20 protein-coding genes are annotated in these 20,241 nt (G+C 41.3%); 14 read left to right on the top strand and 6 right to left on the bottom strand.

What is annotated here, in order from left to right; translation table 11 throughout:
- Positions 1-158 precede the first annotated feature (158 nt).
- Positions 159-2,276, top strand: a complete 2,118-nt coding sequence (locus ACC612_RS03515; protein ID WP_371853090.1) for an AAA family ATPase — start codon at positions 159-161, stop codon at positions 2,274-2,276.
- A 905-nt stretch (positions 2,277-3,181) separates the two neighbouring features.
- On the top strand, positions 3,182-4,405 hold the full coding sequence (locus ACC612_RS03510) for a hypothetical protein (RefSeq protein ID WP_371853089.1): 1,224 nt from the start codon (positions 3,182-3,184) through the stop codon (positions 4,403-4,405).
- Between the two features lie 148 nt (positions 4,406-4,553).
- Here the strand turns inward: ACC612_RS03510 and ACC612_RS03505 are convergent, their stop codons facing one another.
- Entirely contained in the window at positions 4,554-4,733 is a 180-nt protein-coding gene (locus ACC612_RS03505; RefSeq protein ID WP_371853088.1) for a hypothetical protein, read from the bottom strand.
- Between the two features lie 341 nt (positions 4,734-5,074).
- Positions 5,075-6,655 carry a pentapeptide repeat-containing protein gene (locus ACC612_RS03500; protein ID WP_371853087.1) on the bottom strand — a complete coding sequence of 527 codons (1,581 nt, stop codon included), beginning with the start codon at positions 6,653-6,655 and terminating at the stop codon, positions 5,075-5,077.
- A gap of 185 nt (positions 6,656-6,840) precedes the next feature.
- On the opposite strand from ACC612_RS03500, the gene ACC612_RS03495 reads away from it, so the two are divergent.
- The 12 genes from ACC612_RS03495 to ACC612_RS03440 all read left to right on the top strand — a co-directional run bounded on the left by ACC612_RS03495 (position 6,841) and on the right by ACC612_RS03440 (position 13,246).
- The gene (locus ACC612_RS03495) at positions 6,841-7,089 is read left to right on the top strand and encodes a hypothetical protein (protein ID WP_371853086.1); all 249 of its coding nucleotides are present in this window, start codon (positions 6,841-6,843) and stop codon (positions 7,087-7,089) included.
- Positions 7,070-7,342, top strand: coding sequence for a hypothetical protein (locus ACC612_RS03490; RefSeq protein WP_371853085.1), 273 nt, complete (start codon positions 7,070-7,072; stop codon positions 7,340-7,342). Before ACC612_RS03495 ends, ACC612_RS03490 begins: the two co-directional genes overlap by 20 nt.
- Positions 7,343-7,385: 43 nt before the next feature.
- Positions 7,386-7,727 (top strand): hypothetical protein, encoded by a 342-nt coding sequence (locus ACC612_RS03485; protein ID WP_371853084.1) that lies wholly within the window; start codon positions 7,386-7,388, stop codon positions 7,725-7,727.
- A 56-nt stretch (positions 7,728-7,783) separates the two neighbouring features.
- Positions 7,784-8,857 carry a hypothetical protein gene (locus ACC612_RS03480; protein WP_371853083.1) on the top strand — a complete coding sequence of 358 codons (1,074 nt, stop codon included), beginning with the start codon at positions 7,784-7,786 and terminating at the stop codon, positions 8,855-8,857.
- Entirely contained in the window at positions 8,854-9,822 is a 969-nt protein-coding gene (locus ACC612_RS03475) for a hypothetical protein (protein WP_371853082.1), read from the top strand. The genes ACC612_RS03480 and ACC612_RS03475 overlap by 4 nt, the downstream gene beginning before the upstream one ends.
- A gap of 12 nt (positions 9,823-9,834) precedes the next feature.
- Positions 9,835-9,960, top strand: a complete 126-nt coding sequence (locus ACC612_RS03470) for a hypothetical protein (RefSeq protein ID WP_371853081.1) — start codon at positions 9,835-9,837, stop codon at positions 9,958-9,960.
- The gene (locus ACC612_RS03465; protein WP_371853080.1) at positions 9,957-10,406 is read left to right on the top strand and encodes a hypothetical protein; all 450 of its coding nucleotides are present in this window, start codon (positions 9,957-9,959) and stop codon (positions 10,404-10,406) included. The genes ACC612_RS03470 and ACC612_RS03465 overlap by 4 nt, the downstream gene beginning before the upstream one ends.
- Positions 10,403-10,786 carry a hypothetical protein gene (locus ACC612_RS03460; protein ID WP_371853079.1) on the top strand — a complete coding sequence of 128 codons (384 nt, stop codon included), beginning with the start codon at positions 10,403-10,405 and terminating at the stop codon, positions 10,784-10,786. The genes ACC612_RS03465 and ACC612_RS03460 overlap by 4 nt, the downstream gene beginning before the upstream one ends.
- Positions 10,787-10,790: 4 nt before the next feature.
- Positions 10,791-11,333: a hypothetical protein gene (locus tag ACC612_RS03455; RefSeq protein WP_371853078.1), complete on the top strand. Its 543-nt coding sequence runs from the start codon at positions 10,791-10,793 to the stop codon at positions 11,331-11,333.
- A gap of 351 nt (positions 11,334-11,684) precedes the next feature.
- Positions 11,685-12,323: a hypothetical protein gene (locus ACC612_RS03450; RefSeq protein ID WP_371853077.1), complete on the top strand. Its 639-nt coding sequence runs from the start codon at positions 11,685-11,687 to the stop codon at positions 12,321-12,323.
- A gap of 15 nt (positions 12,324-12,338) precedes the next feature.
- Positions 12,339-12,887: a hypothetical protein gene (locus tag ACC612_RS03445; protein WP_371853076.1), complete on the top strand. Its 549-nt coding sequence runs from the start codon at positions 12,339-12,341 to the stop codon at positions 12,885-12,887.
- Positions 12,888-12,898: 11 nt separating this feature from the next.
- Positions 12,899-13,246, top strand: a complete 348-nt coding sequence (locus tag ACC612_RS03440) for a HEPN domain-containing protein (protein ID WP_371853075.1) — start codon at positions 12,899-12,901, stop codon at positions 13,244-13,246.
- A gap of 96 nt (positions 13,247-13,342) precedes the next feature.
- Here ACC612_RS03440 and ACC612_RS03435 read toward each other — a convergent pair whose 3' ends face one another.
- From ACC612_RS03435 to ACC612_RS03420, 4 genes are all read right to left on the bottom strand, one after another.
- Positions 13,343-14,812: a restriction endonuclease subunit S gene (locus ACC612_RS03435; protein ID WP_371853074.1), complete on the bottom strand. Its 1,470-nt coding sequence runs from the start codon at positions 14,810-14,812 to the stop codon at positions 13,343-13,345.
- The gene (locus ACC612_RS03430; RefSeq protein WP_371853073.1) at positions 14,799-16,220 is read right to left on the bottom strand and encodes an N-6 DNA methylase; all 1,422 of its coding nucleotides are present in this window, start codon (positions 16,218-16,220) and stop codon (positions 14,799-14,801) included. The genes ACC612_RS03435 and ACC612_RS03430 overlap by 14 nt, the downstream gene beginning before the upstream one ends.
- Complete coding sequence (locus ACC612_RS03425; protein ID WP_371853072.1) at positions 16,217-18,895, bottom strand: type I restriction-modification enzyme R subunit C-terminal domain-containing protein; 2,679 nt, start codon at positions 18,893-18,895, stop codon at positions 16,217-16,219. The genes ACC612_RS03430 and ACC612_RS03425 overlap by 4 nt, the downstream gene beginning before the upstream one ends.
- Positions 18,896-19,076: 181 nt before the next feature.
- On the bottom strand, positions 19,077-20,228 hold the full coding sequence (locus tag ACC612_RS03420) for a tyrosine-type recombinase/integrase (RefSeq protein ID WP_371853071.1): 1,152 nt from the start codon (positions 20,226-20,228) through the stop codon (positions 19,077-19,079).
- Between the last annotated feature and the right edge of the window lie 13 nt (positions 20,229-20,241).

Here is a 20,241-nt window from a genome sequence, read left to right as displayed (position 1 = left end):
AAATAATGGAGAATAATTAATTAAGACTTACGTCAGCAACCCACACAATTAAATATATCGCAAAACATTTCGAAAAAGGCATATACCATTATTCTTAATTTTTTTATGTGATAGAGTGTTGTATTTGAACTCTAAATTGATGAAAAGAGAGGGAAATAATGAGTGAGCCATTTTTACTTGAAGTTTCTAATTGTAATAATATTTGTAAAGCAAATATCAAAATATTACCAGGTTTTCTAAATGTAAAATATGCTGCAAATGGAACTGGAAAGTCCACTATTGCTAAAGCTATTCAATTGGCTTCAGAAGAAAAAACTCTTGATGATTTGCAATCATATGGTATAAACGAAAAACCGAATGTAAGCAGTAATCCAACTATCGGTAACGTGTTTGTTTTTAATGAAGATTTTGTCAATAATATTGTTTTCCTCAAAAACGAAGTTATCGACAACTCTTTCGAGGTATTTATAAAGTCAAACAATTATGATGAAAAATTAGAGGCACTAAATGAAAGGTTGCAAGATTTGAGAATTGGTCTAAGCCAAGATGAAGAAATCACTGAGATGAGAGAAGTCATCAGAAATGTTATTTCAAAAATTAAATTAAATAATGATGGTGAAATCAAAAAGACTCCGTTCATAAAAAGTCTGCTTACTAAAGATCATATTTTTAGTATCCCTACAAATTTGCAGAAATTTCGCCCTTTTATCGAATCCGACTATAATGTTGATTGGATTGATTGGAAAAATAAAGGGTTCGCATTTGATGATATCGATAAATGTCCTTTCTGTACAGAGGAACTCAAAGATTATTACGATACAGAAAAGAGCACATTTATGGCATGTTATACAAAAAGTAATGCTCAAAATATGAAGGAAATGCTTAGTTTTTTTGAGGCACTTAAAAAATATATCGCTGAGACGAAATTAGAGCTGTTAATCAATTGCATAAAATATAGTTCTGATGAAGACTTAATATACAGCACATTGAAACAATTTGTAAATGAGCTTGATTATGTCGAAAAGAAAATTAATGCAATAGTCAACTTTGACTCATATAGAATACGAAGTGAAGAAATATCACTTCTAGATGATAAACTAAATGATTTAAAACTAAATCACTCGTTACTTGATGTGTTTGACAGTATTGAGATGAAAAAACTAGTCACTCGTATCAAAGAAAATATCGATTCAATTTTAGTCGAAGTTACATCTCTAAAGAGAGAAGTAGGAACGTTAAAAGGATTAATTGAGGCTACCGCAAAAAGACATAAAGAGGACATAAACAATTTCCTTGAGTCCTCTGGAATAAACTACGAGATTTTAATTGAGGTGCTATCGGAAAATAAGTCAAAGACAGTTTTAAAATACAAAGATGTGAACAAAAATTTACACGAAGTTGACGATATTAAAAGGCACCTTAGTTGGGGAGAGAAGAACGCTTTTGCATTAGTCCTATTCATGCATTATGCTACTAGCAATAATGCAGACCTTATCATTTTAGATGATCCCATTTCCTCATTTGATAGTGATAAAAAATATGCAATAGTAAATAGACTATTCAAGAACAATGGGAACGATAGAACATTTTATAGAAAAACAGTACTATTACTCACACATGACTTTGAGCCCGTCATCGATTTTATAGTAAATGGCAAACCTATAGAAAATATTGTATCTGCAACTTATCTGGCAAATAAAAATGGTATTATTACAGAAACAGAAATAAATAAGGAGGCGGTGTTATCACATATTAAATTACTTAATGAAATCATAGATGATGATGAAATTTATACTATTCATCGTCTTATAGCTATACGAAAATTGATTGAACACACCCAGAAATCAGATGAAGAAGAATTTGCATATAGTATTATATCGAGCCTAATTCATGGCAAGGAAATTCCAGACGAAAAAATAGACAATGCTGCTTTACGTATGGATCCTACAGAAATTGAATTAGGTACTTCATACATTAAAAATCGTATTCCTAGTTTCTCATACGAGAATGTAATAAATTTAGAATTGGAGTCTAAATCGTTGATAGATGCATATAATAATGAAAATTGTAGTTATCTAAAGCTCCAATTATTCAGAGTATTCTTGGAATTATACGGCAAGAGGAAAGGATTGAATGATGATGTCCTTTTAAAGTATATTGATGAAACGTATCATATCGAAAATGATTTTCTTTATGCCCTTGATTTTAGAGAATTTGATATTGTACCCGATTTTATTATGAAAAAATGTGATGAGTACATGGAGACTCAATCTTAAATATATTAATTTCAATGGAGTTGTTTCAAAACTCCTTCTATTATTCTTTTTGACTACATATTTCGTAAGAGAATTTTTATAGAACTCTTCAGTGAATTCAAAGCAAATAGCCAACAATAAACTAAGAACAGGGGTATATTTCGAGTGGAAACAAGTTTATCTATGGGACTGTAAAAGTTGCGTGTTTTTTCTATTATAAGTATCTGCTATTGTTTCTAGAAAAGGATCCTAGATTCTAAATTTGTGCCTACCCCGCATTTGCGCCGCTTCGCGGCGACAGTGGCTTTTTTCATCCGTTCCCTTAGGTACACGATTAAGGAGTGTGTGCCACAGTTGGCATGCATCCCGATTTTACCCAGATCTTCCAGGTACAAAAACTCCAGTGGAAATCTACCTTTTCTGACCCACCCCGAACCCAAAGGGACGTATTACTGTGCAATACGTCATTTCCCGTAGGGAAATCATTCCTCTTCTCGTACCCTCATCCCGGTGATTAGCAATATTGGCTCGGGGGGAGCCGCTAAATCCCTGATAATATTAGTTACTTTATATAAAGTCAAATGATAGCATTTTTGGAAAATGGCTACTCAAAATATATACGCTGTTCTTAAGAAACACTATATTGAGATTACGAAAATGATTTCAACGAAGGGAGGTTAAAATAAAAGCAAAAGTAGCTTTTCTACAGAGCCTACATTTATTCTAATTGATAAATAAATTAATTCATAACGTTTATATATTGAGTAGTCTGAGTTATTACTAGAGCTCACATTGATCTGTAGGATGGCGACAAGGCATCACTGCCTTTTTTTTGAATGTTATGCTTCTTGGCATGTCTTGCCTTATTGATTATAATCTATAGATGCACATAACTCAATAGATTTCAATATCAGGTGGGGCAAAAAATGAAAACTAAACAAAGTATACTGATAAGTTTCTTAATAACTTTGCTATTAACAACTGCAGGAACTGCTGCAGCAGAACTGGGTATGCAAATTACCACCAATGAAGCAGATCAACGGAATCCTGCCATCTCCGGCGACAGGATCGTATGGCAGGATTATCGCAGCGGAAACTGGGATATCTATATGTATGATATCTCCACAGGTATAGAGAAGCCGATAATCACCAGCGGATTTTATCAATGGTATCCTGACATCTCTGGTGACAGAATCGTATGGGAAGATTCTCACTACGGAAACGATGATATCTATATGCATAACATCCTCTCCAAAGAGGAGATGTGGATAACCACCAACGAAGCAGATCAGTGGCAACCTGCCATCTCCGGTGACAGGATTATATGGCATGATAATCGCAACGAAAACTGGGAAATCTATATGTATGACATCTCCACAAAGGAAGAGACGCAGATAACCACCCACGGGTCTTATGAAAAGTATCCTCCTGCTGTTGATGGTGACAGAATCGTATGGGAAGATTCTCACTACGAAAACGATGATATCTATATGTATGACATCTCCACAAAGGAAGAAACGCAGATAACCACCAACGAAGCAGATCAATGGCAACCTGCTATCTCAGGAGACAGAATCGTATGGCTGGATTATCGTAACGGAAATGCAGATATCTACATGTATGATATTTCCACAAAGGTAGAGACGCAGATAACCACCAATGGGTCTTTTCAAGGATATCCTGACATCTCTGGTGACAGGATCATATGGCAGGATAAGCGTAACGGAAACGACGATATCTATATGTATGATATCTCCACAGGGGTAGAAACGCCGATAATCACCAATAAGTCTAACCAATGGAATCCTGCCATCTCCGGCGACAGGATCGTATGGCAGGATTATCGCAACGGAAATGCAGATATCTACATGCTGACACTTGATGCTGTTGAAAACCTAAACGAGCTTCAAGACTATGTGAATGATGAGGATCTGTCCACTTCTACTGTAAAGACCCTCAATAAAAAACTTGATAGCGTGATCACTCTGCTCAATAAAGGAGAAGATGAAAGCGCCATTGATAAGCTTGAAGGTTTTATCGGCACTGTTGAGGGATTGGAAAAGAGTAAGAAACTAACTATGGACCAGGCTGAATACTTGATCACAGAAGCAGAGAACATCATTAAGCTTATAGAGATTTCTGAAGGGTAAGATTACCCTTCATTCAACTTTTCTTGTTAAGTGTTCTGAATCAAGGGACAGATACAGGGAAGTAGAGAAAACCAGCGGCAAAAAAGTCTATATCTGTCTGGGTCTTGGAGAGGACCCCAGAGATCCTGAAACTGTCCATCTGATCCCTTTATATGGTGCTTATCCCCAGTTTTTCCAAAGCAAGCTCAAGGAAACACTGATCTGGAGAAATCCTAACATATAAGGGACGTATTGCTGTGCAATACGTCATTTCCCGCAGGGAAATTATTCTTCTTCTCACACCACAGGTCCCGGTGACTAGCAATATCGGACCGAGGGGAGCCGACAAAATCTTGCTCCCCGAGGGCCGGTATGCGTGGGGTCGTAAGACCCCACGTTAAATTGTCTCATCAGTAACACTTACCCTATCCCGGCACGGATGCGCTTGAGAGAGCGTGTCGGTGCCCCAGCTACATAGAGGGCTGAGGTTTGAGCATTGCGAGGCAAAGCTGAGCAAGCGCAGAAGGACAGCCCGATAAATAACCAGCAGGCAAAAACAACAATTGTGCGTTCAAGACTTTAACCAAGCATGGGTGCGACTTCAGGCGCGCAGATGCTCTAACCGCCTGATAAAGGGCTGTTGTTCTAAGCGTAGTGCAGAAGAGCAGCCCGTCAATTAATCCATTACCCTTATCTTGAAATCTGATAGGTGATAACGAAGATAATCAATGCCACCATAGCAACCCCCATGGTAGATTCAGCCATAATAAGTGGTTGCATTCCTATCACTGAGACATTGGGTTGGACATCTGCAAACCCTAAACTAGTAAATGTTGTCATACTGAGGTAAAAATAGTCAAACCAATTTGCAGCACGATCCGCAACCTTTACGCCTTCTAAAGCCATGTATATGAAACCAAATGTTATTATCCAGAATATAGAAATCAAAACTGGTCTCAAGATGCTCTCTCCGTAGCCTGTTAGCATCTTTAAAACTAACCAGTCAAAAAGCCAGGAGCGTATTCCGTCTTGAAGACCCTTTCGAGAAGAATCCCACCTATGCCTTACAAGCAAAAGCTTCCTATCTACTTCACCTCGGCGATAATGAGCATGCTTTTCTCTGAAAATCATTCCCTCATTTAAATAAAAGTGATGCAATTTACTATACACTTCTTTAGATGCTTCGTACAGTTCTACTTTGCTAACATCACTGCATAAGAAGTGATTGTTCGATGATACTCTCACAAAATTACTGTATTTTTTATAAATTGAATTGTAGAAGAAACTGTGTTCCATTTCTTCTCTAAAAAGCAGGTTATTAACTTTACTTTTTAATTTTTTTGATTTTGTGGTGCTGCCAATGTCTTCGAAAAAATTGAGTATATCACTATAAAGCATATATTTAGAATCTGAAGATGAACGAATCACTTGTTTAATTTTGTTTTCTGATTTCACTTGATAAAATAAATATTTACCAATACCATTACAATTATCATACACAAATTGTTCTATTTTGTTTAGGTCAAATAGTATGTCAAATTTATACTGGTAAAGTGACGAATTGTCAACAATACTATCAGCAATTCTTTCGTTAATTTCCCTTTCATCCAGATCCTCTTGTTCAAAGAAGCATGCATTTCTGAAACTTTTTGTAAAATCGATATAGGAGAGATGAAGATTTGCATTTTTAAGTTTAGCCTCTTCAATGCGAGAATTCGAATCAAAAACAGTATGCTTCAAATCTGCCCCCTCCATTTTGGCTTCAGTTAAATTTGCCCCCTGCAGTTTAGCATAAATTAAATCTGCCTTCTGTAGATTAGCTTCAATTAAATCTGCCTCCTGCAGATCAGCTTGAAATAAATCTGTCCTCTGCAAATTAGCGTTAATTAAACTTACCTTCTGAAGATTAGCAAAACGTAAATTCGCCCCCTTTAGATTAGCTTCAAGTAAATCTGCTCCCTGCAGGTTAGCTCCATTTAAATCTGCCCCCCGCAGGTTAGCATAAATTAAACTTGCCTTCTGGAGACTAGCTAAACGTAAATTCGCCCCCTGTAGATTAGCTTCAATTAAACTTACTCCTCGCAGGTCAGCTTCATATAAATTCCCCTTTCTCAAATAAACAAAGTTTATTTCTTGAGATATTAACTCAATCAATTGCTCTGAAGTGGGCTTTTTTTTATCAATCTCCTGATGCCAATAACAATAATTACTTCTATCCTCAGCTTCTAAAGGACATTTCCATCCATATCTCTCAAATTTGCACGAAGCCATCTTACTCCACCAGATAAAATTAGCAGTTAATCAAGTGAGCCACAAATATTTATCACTTCCTAAAATAGTCCAGGTTATAGAGAACTCTTCTACACTATACCTTACCACACATTACACCATATTTTCCCCCTAATTTTAAGATAATTTAAAATGTATTTATCTCCCCCACCCATACTAAACATTGTATGTCAAACTTCAATGAATACAATATAAGGCAGGTGGGCGAGCGTATCCGCCTACCTGGAATATCCGTATCGATCTCTGAAAAGAAGAAAGAGGACGGCACACTAGTCAGGTGGGCCCAGCTTTCCAAGTTCAACCCAAAAACGGAAAAGTACGAGAATTTCTCCATCTTCAAGGACGACCTGGAACTGCTGGGCCTTAAGATCCCGGATCTGCTCACCCTGCTTCAGGGTGGTGTTGGCCATGCTTGAAAAGCTGAAAGCCCATAGAACTAAGGTCATCACGGCAGTAGCAACAGCAACAACAGCCATTGCTCCCGCATCGGCAGCCGAAGTGAGCGGAAACCTTTCCGCTGTAGGTCCCATCATCAACGATGCAGCCGGGATCATGCCCTATGTCCTGGCCCTGGTGATCTCTGTAGCCGGTGTTATCATCGGTATGGCAGTGATCAGGTTCGTGACAGGACTCTTTGACAGCATCCTGCAGGGCATGAGGTTCAGGTAAGGGTACCCCCTCCCCTTACCTTTACCTTCAAGAGGTGGTCCGTATGAGGTTTCTCTATCTCCTTAGTCTGTTCCTGGTATGTTTCTCTCCTGTATCCTCTGCCGGGTCCGTGACCTTTACGGACCCTCTAAACTCCTATGTCTATACTGTGTATGATGCATCAGGTGTATACATAGGAGACTTCAACACCACAGAAACATTGCTTTTAGACTCATCCCAGAACTACCAGATCTTCGTAAAACCAAATACTGTATCTTTAGCCGCTAATCCTCTGGAAGCCGCTGACTGGACCATGGCATACGTGCCGGTATTTCTGAGCCTTGGGCTGGTAGGTGTAATGGTCCTGGGGCTATTCGTGATATACAGAAAGGGAGTGAGATTATAAGAAAAATCCTGCTCCTGCTCTGTCTTTTATACCTTGTTAACTCAGCATCAGCTGTTGTGATAAACGAAAACATTGCCTTTATCGGTAATGGGAACGGGTATCTTACAAATGAAGACAATTCTTTAGATTACTTCGTTGTGATCTCTGCAGGATCTCCCAACAACCTCGTACTCTACAATTCCCAGGGTACTGGTGTTACCGTTGCTTACGGGAACAATACGTTCAACAATCCCACTACCTGTCATGTGGCTTCAGATGGCTACCTGTATTTCTCATCCGCTAACGGTGTTTTCAGGAAACTTGACCGGGACACTACCCCGGATGACCTGGGCAAGTCATCAGAATACATACTGATAGCAACCGATACAACGGTCAGTGCATGGTCCGAAGATGCAAATTACATTTACTACTATGATAAAACGGCCAAGTCAATTAAGCGAATATCCAAAGCCACTTACTTGGTATCCAACTTCAAAACGTTCTCTTCAGCTTACTGGGTCTCAGATTTCTGTGTAGTGGACCAGCAGGATGCTTATTTTCTTACAGCTTATTTCTCCACAACTACCCGGTTAGTGCTTGTAAAGAACGATTTTCAATATTCATACCAGCCAGGACCCTCCTGGGGAACAAGTACCGACCAGCAATATTACTACGGTGATATTTCGTATGTGAACGATAGCTGTATCTACATCATGGGCGGTGCATACTGTACCGGCTCTATTCCGGGGTTCAAGCAGTTTACTCTCAGGAAAATGAACGACACGGGTACTGCATTCACTCTTGTGCAGGATCTGGCTACCAGCAACAACATGGTAACTACCGGCATGGCTTATACTCCCGTAGGCCGTACCATCGGCCTCTTAGGCAGCCGCCAGCCCATTTACTTCTACAAGGACGGGACCACCATCAATATGATGGAAATGTCCGTGCTGGCTCCTGCCTTCGGTTCATCTGGCGGTTCAGGTTCAAATTCAGTCAATCCCCTCATCGACCTGGATGGTGACGGTGAGTTCACCCAGGACGATGCAAAGGACATGGCTGTTACTCTGGGTCCTGCCACCTGGATCTTCATGTTCATGATCTTCCTGATGGTGGCAATGTCCATGTCAGCAGGAGGCAGGAGAAGATGAGATTTTTCTATCTGCTGCTTCTGATACTCTTAATTCCTGTAGTATCAGCAGAAACTCTCGACCTGAACGACAGTGCAGGCTCGGACAGTTATGTCATCTGCCAGGATATCGAAAACCGCCCAATGTTCACATGGACCGGATTGAGGTCCATCACTTACGTTGATGGAGCACAATACGATACTTTCGTATGTGCTGAAGATGATTCCATTGACCGGCTTGACCTCATATTTGCTTCAACCGGGAATTACAGTATTCCCGTTACCTTCTGGTATCCTGACAATACTTCCATGACCCTGGTCCTTGAAGCTGAATATACGAGGTGGATACCATTCCCGTTATGGGAGCTTAATGAGTTCCAGTATACTTTAAAGGATAACTCAGGTTATGTATTCTATGAGGATTCCAATATCAACCTCTTCAATAACCAGTTCAGGCTGTTGATCGAGGACGGATCTCTTTACCTTGGAGATATCAATTCAGGCACGGACTTCTTTGATAAGGCTCTCCTGCATTCCATCAATATTTCAGTCCTGCCGGTGCAGGCCATCACTCTGGACGTATCTGATATTCCTTCTACTTCCTATGACCCGGCTTATTGCATGGTCCGGGTCATAGATGACGAAACTAAAACCCTGAAGTTCGATGGCTGGCTCTACTGGGTCTATACCAAGATCGATTTCATGGACTCTGATCTGGTGCTGTACAATGTCATGTACTTCATCCAGATCGTATGGAATGTGCTGACCTTTGTTCTGGAACTGTTCGTGTATTCCTTCTGGTCATACTTTGCCCTGGTCAATGTATTCGCTCTCTTCTATGCGGTGCTTCGTTCCAATTATGGTTATTTCGCAATGCTCGAAGGCTATATGAGAGGCATGTACTGGGGCCTGTATCCAATAATTGCGATGTTCAGATTCCTCATTGGTCTTATCATGTCTTTACTTGCGGTGATCCTACCCATCTAAGGAGTTGAATTCATGGAGCGCGTAAAAATGGAACTTACTATAAACTACAGCAAAATTGTCTCCGTGCATGCCCGGAGCGTACAGCAGGCTAAACAAAAGATGGATTCATCCATGAAAAGGAAAGGACTGATAGAATGAACTTCAGTTTCTCAGACCTTTCCCACTTCTTCCGGGACTTCAAGAGTGCCCGAAAACAGGATTTAGAGAACAGGGTCACTGTGTATTATCTGGATGTTTCGGGTTCCCTGCAGAAATACTTCGGCCAGTTCTCGGCTTCCCTGGACTCTGTGGAAGTACCGGCTCTGTCCAAGTGCATTCCCCTGCATGGGAAAGGCACATACTTCGATCCTGAGACTCAGCAAAAACTCATCATCTCGTCCTATGCACATGCATCGGCTCTGCGACCAGACCAACTGAATCAGGATTACCTGTCAGGGGAGCAGGTGGAAGGCATCCTGAAAGCAGGTCTCTTTGACAGGGTGGTAAAACCTAACATGACTTTAGCAGTCATCGGATTTGTGTTGGGTATTGCCTTTACGGGTTTCATAGTCTCAACCTTGTTCTTACTGGGGATGATGTTTTGAACGCGAACGTACCTTTCTCGGATATCCTGCTTGAGGATATGCAAAACAAAAACAAGCCTGTGGATGACCATGCTCTGCTTATCCGGGAGAGCATACAAAAGTTATTCCCGGACGATGCGGATGCATGGCTCGCGGTCTCAAATCTCAATGCATCCCAGATAGACGAGCTTGCCAAGATCCTGCTCATCAAGAACATGTTCCTGCCGGATACATGTGAGTTCATCCTGGATTTCGTAAGGGATTACATCAAGCTCAACGTCTCCAAGAACGCTCATGGTCGCCATGATATCCGGGATATCTTCCAGGGATCTCTTACCCTTACTCCACAAGGTCAGCAGCGATCCTTTACCGAGAGTATCAAAGGCATCCTTAACAGGTGAACCTATGCCAGGCAGACGCAGAACAGGGAGGTTCGCCATCATCGGTGAATACTCTGCAGGCAAGACGGCACTTATGACCGCTATCGCGTATAGGGACCACCTGCAGGGTATCCCCATCTACAGTAACTATCATTTAGAATTTCCTCATACCCGGATCTGTTCAGTGCAGGACATGGACGATATGCAGCAGGGAACCTTTGTCATGGACGAGGCCTGGTATACCTTCGATTCCCGGTCCTTCTCCTCCAAGACAAACATGCTCGGCTCCTACATCCTCTCCAAACTTGCAAAACGCAACATGAACGCATACCTTAACATGCAGTCCATGGACCTTTTGGATTCCCGGTTCAGGGACAGGATGCAGGCTATCCTCATACCCCAAGTCCACAAACAAGACCAAGCAGGCAAACCCCTCATCCTCGAAGTCCAGGCCATCACCAAGGATAAATGGGGCTTCTATAATTTCCTGCCCAAATCCTACTTCTTTGATGTCTCGCAGGTTCTGGACCTCTATGACACCTCCGAAGAACTCGACCCTTTAACCTGATTTACCGTTTCGCCCGCTTCGCTCATCATGGCAAGCGACCCAGGCCGCCCGCCTGATGGCGGCGGCAGGTAAGTATATTGAACTGAAACAATAAATTAGGGTAATATTAAGGGATGTAGTTTCGCTTTGTAATTGTAATAGATTATGATAAAATAGGGTACTTGACAATTATTGTTACTAAGTCAAAATTTTAACTGAATAGTACCATTAAAACTCGTAGTGACCGGATTTTTACTAAACTTAAAAATGTGTTCATAAAGATTTAAGTAGATATAAATGCTTACTATTTTTAAGTTTCAATGGATATGTACATTTTTAATTATATAATTCTGATACTTTGAGGTTTCTCAAATGGCAACTGTAGAAATAGATTCATATGAACTTTATCATATTGGCAATAAATTGAATCCAGCAATCAATTTTGAGAAATTAAGAGAGGAATTGAGAGCAAATCTAGAAACACTTGGATTCACAATTACTAAAGACGAAACTATGAATAGCGTGAGGTCTGTACCTTCGGAAGTTATTGCCATAAAAAAAAATGTAAAGTTAGAGTTGAATTACGCAGCACAGGCACTTAATTTAATGGGGACAGAGCCATACGAAGTGACATTATTATTTGAAGAAGTATTAACCTTATTACAAAAAATGGAGTACGAGATTGATAGTCTAGTCATATTTTTTGAGGTAATAGCATCTGTTATATTAAAATCTCAAGACAAACCTGTAGAAAAAATAGGCGCTTCAATTGGTTTAAATCCTAAATTATTTGCTGATAACAACGTACCCATTGTAAATACCATAGGCCTTCGAATTGGAGGCAATAAACCATCAGATAAAACGTTCATTAATTTAACTGTTGAACCCAGTCCAATAAACCCAAATCTCAAAACTACTGTAAGAGTACATTACCGTGCAGAAAAAGAAAACATAATTAAATTCCATGAAAAACTTAGTGATAATATAAAAGAGATATTTAAGGCTCTATAATAATAGAGGTTGATTATGTCCTTAGCAATGGATAATGGTACAATACAAAGCGATATAACAAACATTAATTGGAGTGGAGATATTTCTTTTAATAGTTTCAACAGTATTTTAAGACCAGGATTAGCAAATGAGCTTGTAGATTGGGACCTTCAAACGGTAAGATCGCAGAGAAATAGTTGTTCAAAAACTGACTGTAATCCCGAATTCTCCATAACTGAAAAACCACGTGCAAATGCACAAAGAATAAGTCACAAAATACGTGAGATGGCTAAAGATCAACATTTTAATACTGTACTGAGGACGGCGTTTGAAGAAGTCAGTTTTTTGTTAGACTGTGAAAATATGGGTTATGAAATTACTGTTGATGTCGAAGAAGATAAAGAAATTCCAGAATGGAAGGAAACAGTACTTTCTATTCGGCTATTTAATGTGAGTGAAGAGAAAACTTTTCAGATATGGGAAATAATAGAGGATAACATTCAAAGTAGAATAAATATAATGGGTAATGAGAATATAACGGAAAAGTATGAAAATCTTGTAATCACAGTAAATAACTTTGAATAAATAAGGATATCATGTCTTTTGATCCACAGCTTCTACTCGACTTAGCTGATAAATTATGCAATGATACAAATTATCATGACGAGTCAAAATATAGAACTTCTATAAGTCGAGCTTATTATGCTGCTTATTTAACCGCGCGAGACAACTTAGAGTCAACTGGAGTTAGTTTTTCTAAAACCACAACAGTTCACAAAGAAGTAATCGAAAAACTGAGGAAAAAAAATAGGCTGGCTGGGAATATGCTTTTCAATTTAAGAAAAGAACGAAATAACGCAGATTATGAACTTGATATTGAAATAAAAAAGGGAATAGCTATTTCATGTTTAAAAAGTTCTAGAATAATTATTGAAAAATTATAATCACTGGTATGTAATTACCATTTATTAAATTCAATTTGGCATTCATAAGTTACAAAACACAAATGATTAACTAAAATCCAAGCATCCCACGAGCATTTATTTTTTGCTACTTTTCCCTTCTCTTTTAATCCTCTCTAGCAACTTCTCTGCACTCTCATACTCCCTGCCCTCCTGCCTGGCAAGCTCAGCCTCCGTAGGCACAAGTTCCCCTGAGAACGCCTTTGAAAGAATGGACTGCCTCAATCTCTCCGTCTTCTCCCTTGCCACCGCCACCTTCGCTTCAATGGAATCAGCAAAATCAAAGAGCGCATCGACCCGCCGGACTATCTCCTGTTGTTCGGGGAGAGGAGGGAGTGGAACTGCAATTGATCGTATATCATCTAATCCAAGTCCTATTTTTGTGGCACCACGATGAAGTTTTTCAAATTGCTTTTTGCCACCTGTTTGCGAATGCAAAAAATATGCAATGTATTTAGGATTTAGGTTTTGAACTGGTCTTGCTAAAGCAATATGTTGATTGATATACGCATCACCAAGTTCTTCACAAATATACCCAATACTTCCAATGTCAGCAGTAATTGAAACTAGAATATCATCCTTCTGAATGCGTGTCCTTTTACCTTCTGCATTATCAGGGGGAGTTACCCGCTGAATATCTTTTAATTGCAAGTATATTGAATTTCGATCCAAATTTCCGATTCTTAAAAATATTGAGCCGGCATCAGAATAATATTTAGCCCAGCCTCGGGAACCGCTTGTAACATAAGAAAATATTACATTTGAAGGAACCCATAACCAAGAGTCTGGTAGTTCTGATAAATCACATAAATCTAATTCAGATATATTTTCAAATTTCAGTTCATCCTTCTTTGAGCACTTAATTCTAAAATCAATAACTTCCCTCAGGTAGTCATCAGAATTCTTAACACTGGGGTTTTCTTTCCTCCAATCCTCTGTCAGCCTCCCATCACACGCAGCAGCCAGCACCGCCTGCCTGAAAGTCTTCATGATCCCTGGCACCCTGTCAAGCCGCTCGTTAGTCGCATCCAGCCGCGCGAAAAGTGCCTCGATGGCTGCAACGATGCGGTGCTGTTCGGGGAGGGGTGGAATAGGAATTGGTAATTTACTAAATCTGCTTTTGTTTATTATAGGAAGGGTGGTTACTGAGGACCTTTGTTGTATCTCAGATTGCATCCATTCACTTGTAAAAACGTGATATAGCCATTTGGGTGAGATTTTATCTTGTCTTGTGACAATAGAATTTATCTGTTGATTTGTAGTTCCTTCAACTCTTGATAAACCCGCTTTTCCAATAGTTGCACCAATACATGTTACCATTACTGTTAAAGGTGGAAGCATCCTTACGTATTCAAGTCCCTTCTTTGTAAGACTATCTTGGGAACTCTCCACAAAGTACCCTTTATTCAAATCGCTAGGTTTGAAAAAAGGGATTTCACCACCAAAAAGGGTTTTGTCTTCTTTAGGTGGAGTTTTCCCTGTAATTATATCTCCAATGTTGGAAACTTCAGTTACAATCCACCCCTCCGGCAGTTCATTCTGCTGCATACCCGTTCCCCATCAGATCCAGAATAGCATTCAGCTCACCCACAGCAGCCTCAAGCTCATCGATAGCCTCGGAGGCAAGTTCCACCGGATCAGGCATATCATCGGTATCACTCAGGGATTCATCCCTCAACCACTTGAGAGAATCTACCTTGTAATCCCGTCCTTTAAGCTCAGAGATATGGAACTTACGCCAGCGGTCTTCAGGTGAATCCTTTTCATCACGCTTTGCTCTGCCATTAGGATCATTACCAAAACATTTCTCAAACTGTGAGAAATGCTCCCGCGTAAGCGGACGGTCCTTCTTGGTAATCTTGGGCACATTGGTCCGGCAGTCATACACCCACGTCTGGTCCGTGGGAATGCCCTTGGTAAAGAAGATCACATTGGTTTTAGTACCCGGAGAATACGGGGTAAAAGTGCCATCAGGCAACCGGAGTACAGTGTGCAGATCGCAGTCCTCGCACAGCACCTTGAACACCTCACCTGCCTGATCGGCAAACAGCACATTGTCAGGCACCACAATAGCAGCCCTGCCACCGGGTTTAAGGATGGTCATCACATGCTGGATGAAATTGAGCTGCTTGTTGGAAGTCTCCACCACGAAATCCTCACGTCCCGGAGACTGGTTCGCACCCTTCGTCCCGAAGGGAGGATTGGTAAGCACCACATCGAACTTTTTGGATTCCGGTATCTCATATATGGAATCCCCCAGCTTTATTTCAGGCTCAATGCCATGTAAATACAGGTTCATTAAAGCCAGCCTGCGTGGTCGCTCCACAAGCTCCTGCCCGAAATACGTACTGTGGCGGATAAGCTTCGCCAGATCACGGTCCAGAGCTCCGCCTGAGGTCATCTCCTTGAGCCATTCATAAGCACACACCAGAAAACCACCAGTACCGCACGCCGGGTCCATGACAGAGAAATCTCTCTTACTCCGTGGATCTGGTTGCATACATCTGACGATCATCTGGATAACAATACGCGGAGTGAAATACTGTCCTGCACCTTTCTTACCCTCGCTTGCAGCTTTTTCCAGCAACCCCTCAAAAGCCATGGCCTTAACATCAATATCCAGTCCCGTCCACTCGGTTTCATCGATAAGCGAGATGATCTTCTTCAGGCTCACAGGGTTATGGAACCGTGAGAGAGCACCCGCAAAGATATCTCCCAGCAAACCGTCCTGCTTACCCAGAGTACGCAGTGCATCAGTATAATGCTCAATAAGTTCGGTCCCTGAATGCTCTTTCAGGGATTGCCAGTCACATTTTTCAGGAAGCTCGATTTCCCGCTCATCAGCCATCTTCAGGAACAGCAGGTACGTGATCTGCTCGATATAATCCCCGTAATCAATACCTTCATGCCGTAAAGTATGGCAAAAACCCCATAATTTCTGTACTATATCGCTCATGCTGCAACCGCGCTGTTAAATTCTGAGATCAGGTCCGGAAGTGTACCTGCAAAAACACGGTTGGCCTTGTTCCAACCGCCGTAATCGGCAAACACCGGAATATAATCAAAGTCCTCTTTATCAATGGAGAGGTTAGCCACCAGATGTGATCTGATACGCTCAAGCCATAGCTGCTGATCTGAAGTAAAGCTTTTGCCCATGGTCACTTTGTCAAAAGCACTACTGACCCGCTCCTCAGCCGTAAGCAATGACTCTTCTTCCCGCGCAGCATGCTTGATCATAGAAATAATGTCCACGAGAGCCTTGTTATACTTCACTTTATGAGCTCTTTGCAAATTCTCAATAGTAAAACGCTGCTGGGATGATGTAAGTTTATGTTTCAGCTCTTCAAGTGCTTCCGTGCTCCATTCCTGAGGCCGGTCCAGAAGGATACTGATCGCAGCTATCTTTTCAGGATTCTCTTTCACAAATTCCGAGAACATGGTCAGATAATCATCAGGCTTGTAGTCGTTACCTGAAGCATCCCTTATGATAAAGGTGGATGATACTTCATCCACGGTCTCATAGTCCACAATGAAAGTTCGCGGAGGACGAGGGTAATTTTCAAGCAGGTTTAGGAAATCCTTGTCTCTCAGGATCGCCATTGTACCGGTGAAATCCTCGGAAAGCCGTCTTTCAAGCGAAACAGCAAACCGCTTCAGATCACCTTTTTCTATAAATGCGCTGAACATATCCCGGGCTTCTCCGCTCATCTCCTTATCGATCCTGTTAAGCCGCTTTGTAAGAATGCGGACATTATAGGCACGGTCCCGGTTATTCCAGATATCATCGATGACCCTGGCAATGGGCTTTACTTCCTTGGCAGGCGGTTCAGCCGTGACACCTGTAACCGACCTGAAATACTCAATAAGACTACCTGCAAAGCAATCAAAGACCACAAAATGCGATTTATCAGGGTAGTGCTCACCTTTACGGGTACCCCGGCCCATCATCTGCTCAAAGAGGATACGGGATTTGACTGAGCGCAAAAATACGATATACTCCAGATCAGGTATATCGACCCCTGTGGAGAGCAGATCAACGGTCACAGCAATGCCAGGCTCTTTCCTGTTCCTGAACTCCCTGATCCTCTGTAAAGGCCGGTCAACCTTACCTGTGATCTTCTGGACAAAGGCATCTCCCCTGCCGAAAACATCCCTGGCAAGATCAACGATCTGATCAGCATGGGATGTATGTGCTAGGTCCTGTACAGCAAAGATAAGGGTCTTGGGAAAACGCCCGTATCTTTCTTCGTGCTCATCTGCATACCGCTTGATCTCCTTCAGGATCTTCCTGTTGGAATCAATGGACGTGATTTCTTTTTCTATCTTTTCAGCAGAGAACTCACGTTCATCCTCAAGCATATCGATCTCCCGCTGGCCGGTCTCAGGATCGATGACCTCTACGGTCTCACCCTCATGCAGGAATATCCCATTCATACGCACTCCGGATTCCAGTGCCACGATATCATAATCAACCAGATATCCATCCCTTACGGCCTGTTCATACCCGTACTTGAACACAATATCCCTAAAATATGCAGAGGTATGAGCTGCTGGGGTAGCTGTAAGCCCAACTTTGATGGCATCAAAGTGATCGAGGGTCTGCCTCCATGTAGATATTTCCTGTGCAGAATAACCTCTATGGCATTCATCAGCGATTATAAGATCAAAGGCATGAATGGGAATATTGAGTTGCATTGCATCCTCTTCTTCAGATTCATCACAGCTTGAGAACACTGAAGTTTTACCGAAGAGGTTGATGGTCATCCTCTGGATAGTAGAGACATATACGAAACTATGTTCACGTTTTGGATTTTCGAGGTAAGATCCTGGCATCACACTTACATCGAACGATTCACCCTCATCAAAATCTCCCCGCTGGAACCGCTGACTGTAAACCTCATAGGTTTTATCGAATTTCAAGCCCTGCTCGGTTTCAAAGGATGAAAAAGCCCGGACAGCCTGTGCTGCAAGTGCCCTTCTGTCAACCAGGAACAAAACCCTCTTTGCCACACCCGCCTTCATCAGGCGGTAGATGAGGTTGACGATCATGAACGTCTTCCCGGTCCCTGTGGCCATTGCGATCATCATTGTTCGTTTCCTGTCAGCGATGGCCCTGCCTATGGCATCACATGCATCTGCCTGATACGGTCTCATCCTTTCGTTATCAGGCACTTCAAAGAATCTATCCTTAATATTTTCAAAATCGTAATTCAGCCTTTCCAGCAAAGCTTCAGGAGTATGGAATCCCGATATCCTCCTTGAACGGTTAAGGGGATGGCGAACATCATGATGCCAGATTTCTTTTCCATTTGTCGAATACAAAAAAGGAACCCTGAAACCATCATAATTAAAGGGATTTTCAGGAAGCCCGCGTGCATACCTCTCTGCCTGGGTCAACACGTTCTGCGGACCCAGAGTGACCTTCTTTGCCTCCACAACTCCAAGTATTTTCCCATCCACACACAGAGCATAATCAACAGGACCATTGTCAGTAGGATATTCCTCGATTGCAAATTTGTTGTGATCCTTCAGCTCTTTGATATCAGAATAGTGTACAATATCCCAACCAGCGGTAACTAACAACGGATCAATAAATTTTTTCCTTGTCTTGAATTCGCTGAGGTCAGGCATGAGGAATCCTCAATAATAAGAATTGATGAACTTTAGAATGTATCATTTATTGGTATAAATAAGTTAAGAAGGAAGACTAATAATGGTTATGAAGTCCGAACTAACCTCATCTAATGGATAAGAACCTGAAAGTATAAAAACCAAAAAAATGCTAATCAAAATAAATAGTGAGGGATATTCCTCACACACTCTCCCTCAATATCTTCGCAATTTCTGGCTCTTTCTCCACGAGTTCCATCAAAGCCATGGCAATGTCAGACCGCTTTTTCTCGATGTCAACGGCAATTTCAATACTAAGGGCCATACCACATCGGGAACAGAAACCCGAAGTTGAACCGTTCATGTGCTTACAGCGTGGGCATTCCATAGCCGTAAGCTCGGGCTTAAGCTCTTTTTCATCGACAATCCCGTACATCTTTAAAATGGCCTGGTCTATCTGCTTACCTGAGAGATGCACATAAGTTGCAGCCATCTTGGAACTCTGCGTCCATCCAAGATGTTCCTTCATCTGAGCTTCAGTAAGATATTGTGCAAGGTCTGTGCTCCTGGAATGCCTGAAAAGATGATTATAAACCCTCTTCTTGATACCTGCCTTCTCCGCAAGTCTCTTAATAAGCATCCTGATAGCCGAATAGTTCAGCTGTTTGCTCCTGCCTCTTTGTCCTATCCCTACCCAAAGATAAGCATCAGGATTATGCTTTTCAGGATGAATATCCAGCCATGATGCAAGGTATGGAGCACTGAAAATAAGCCTTACTCTTCTCATACCGGTCTTACCATCAACTACCATTACCACTCCATATTTATCAAAGACCAGATGCTTTATCTTGAGCTCTCCGATCTCCCCGGTACGTCCTCCAGCATCCCAAAAAGTTGCTATGAGTGCCTTGTCTCTGGGATGTACGGCAGTCTCAATCATCTGCTTGATCTCTGCTTCTGTCAGCATCTCCTCAGGCAACTTGAAATCATTCTTGTGCTTGAACTTTAGCCATTCCGTACATTCCGGATCTTTCCCCTTGTTAATCCACCTGAAGAAACGCTTGAGAGTGATATGATAATCATACTTTGTTGCTTCACTACGATTAGACTTAATGATCATCTCAACAACAAATTCAATATCATCCCTGGTGGCTTCCTTGAATTCAAAATCAAAATTCTCAGCAATAAGATTCAGCTGGTTCAGATACTTCAGTACCCTTACCTTGGTAAGACCTTCAAGAAAAAGATATCTCCCGAACTTGAAAATTAACTCTTTGTTCGATTCACTATACTTAGCAGTACGGATTCTGTCTTCCTGAGAAGCAAGCTTCTTGTCAATGTTGTAAAGTGTCATGCCCTTTCACTTC

Source organism: Methanomethylovorans sp., from assembly GCF_041447285.1.
Classification (GTDB): Archaea; Halobacteriota; Methanosarcinia; order Methanosarcinales; family Methanosarcinaceae; genus Methanomethylovorans.
Note: the sequence above shows the minus strand (reverse complement) of the source record. Positions and strands in the feature narration are given on the sequence as shown.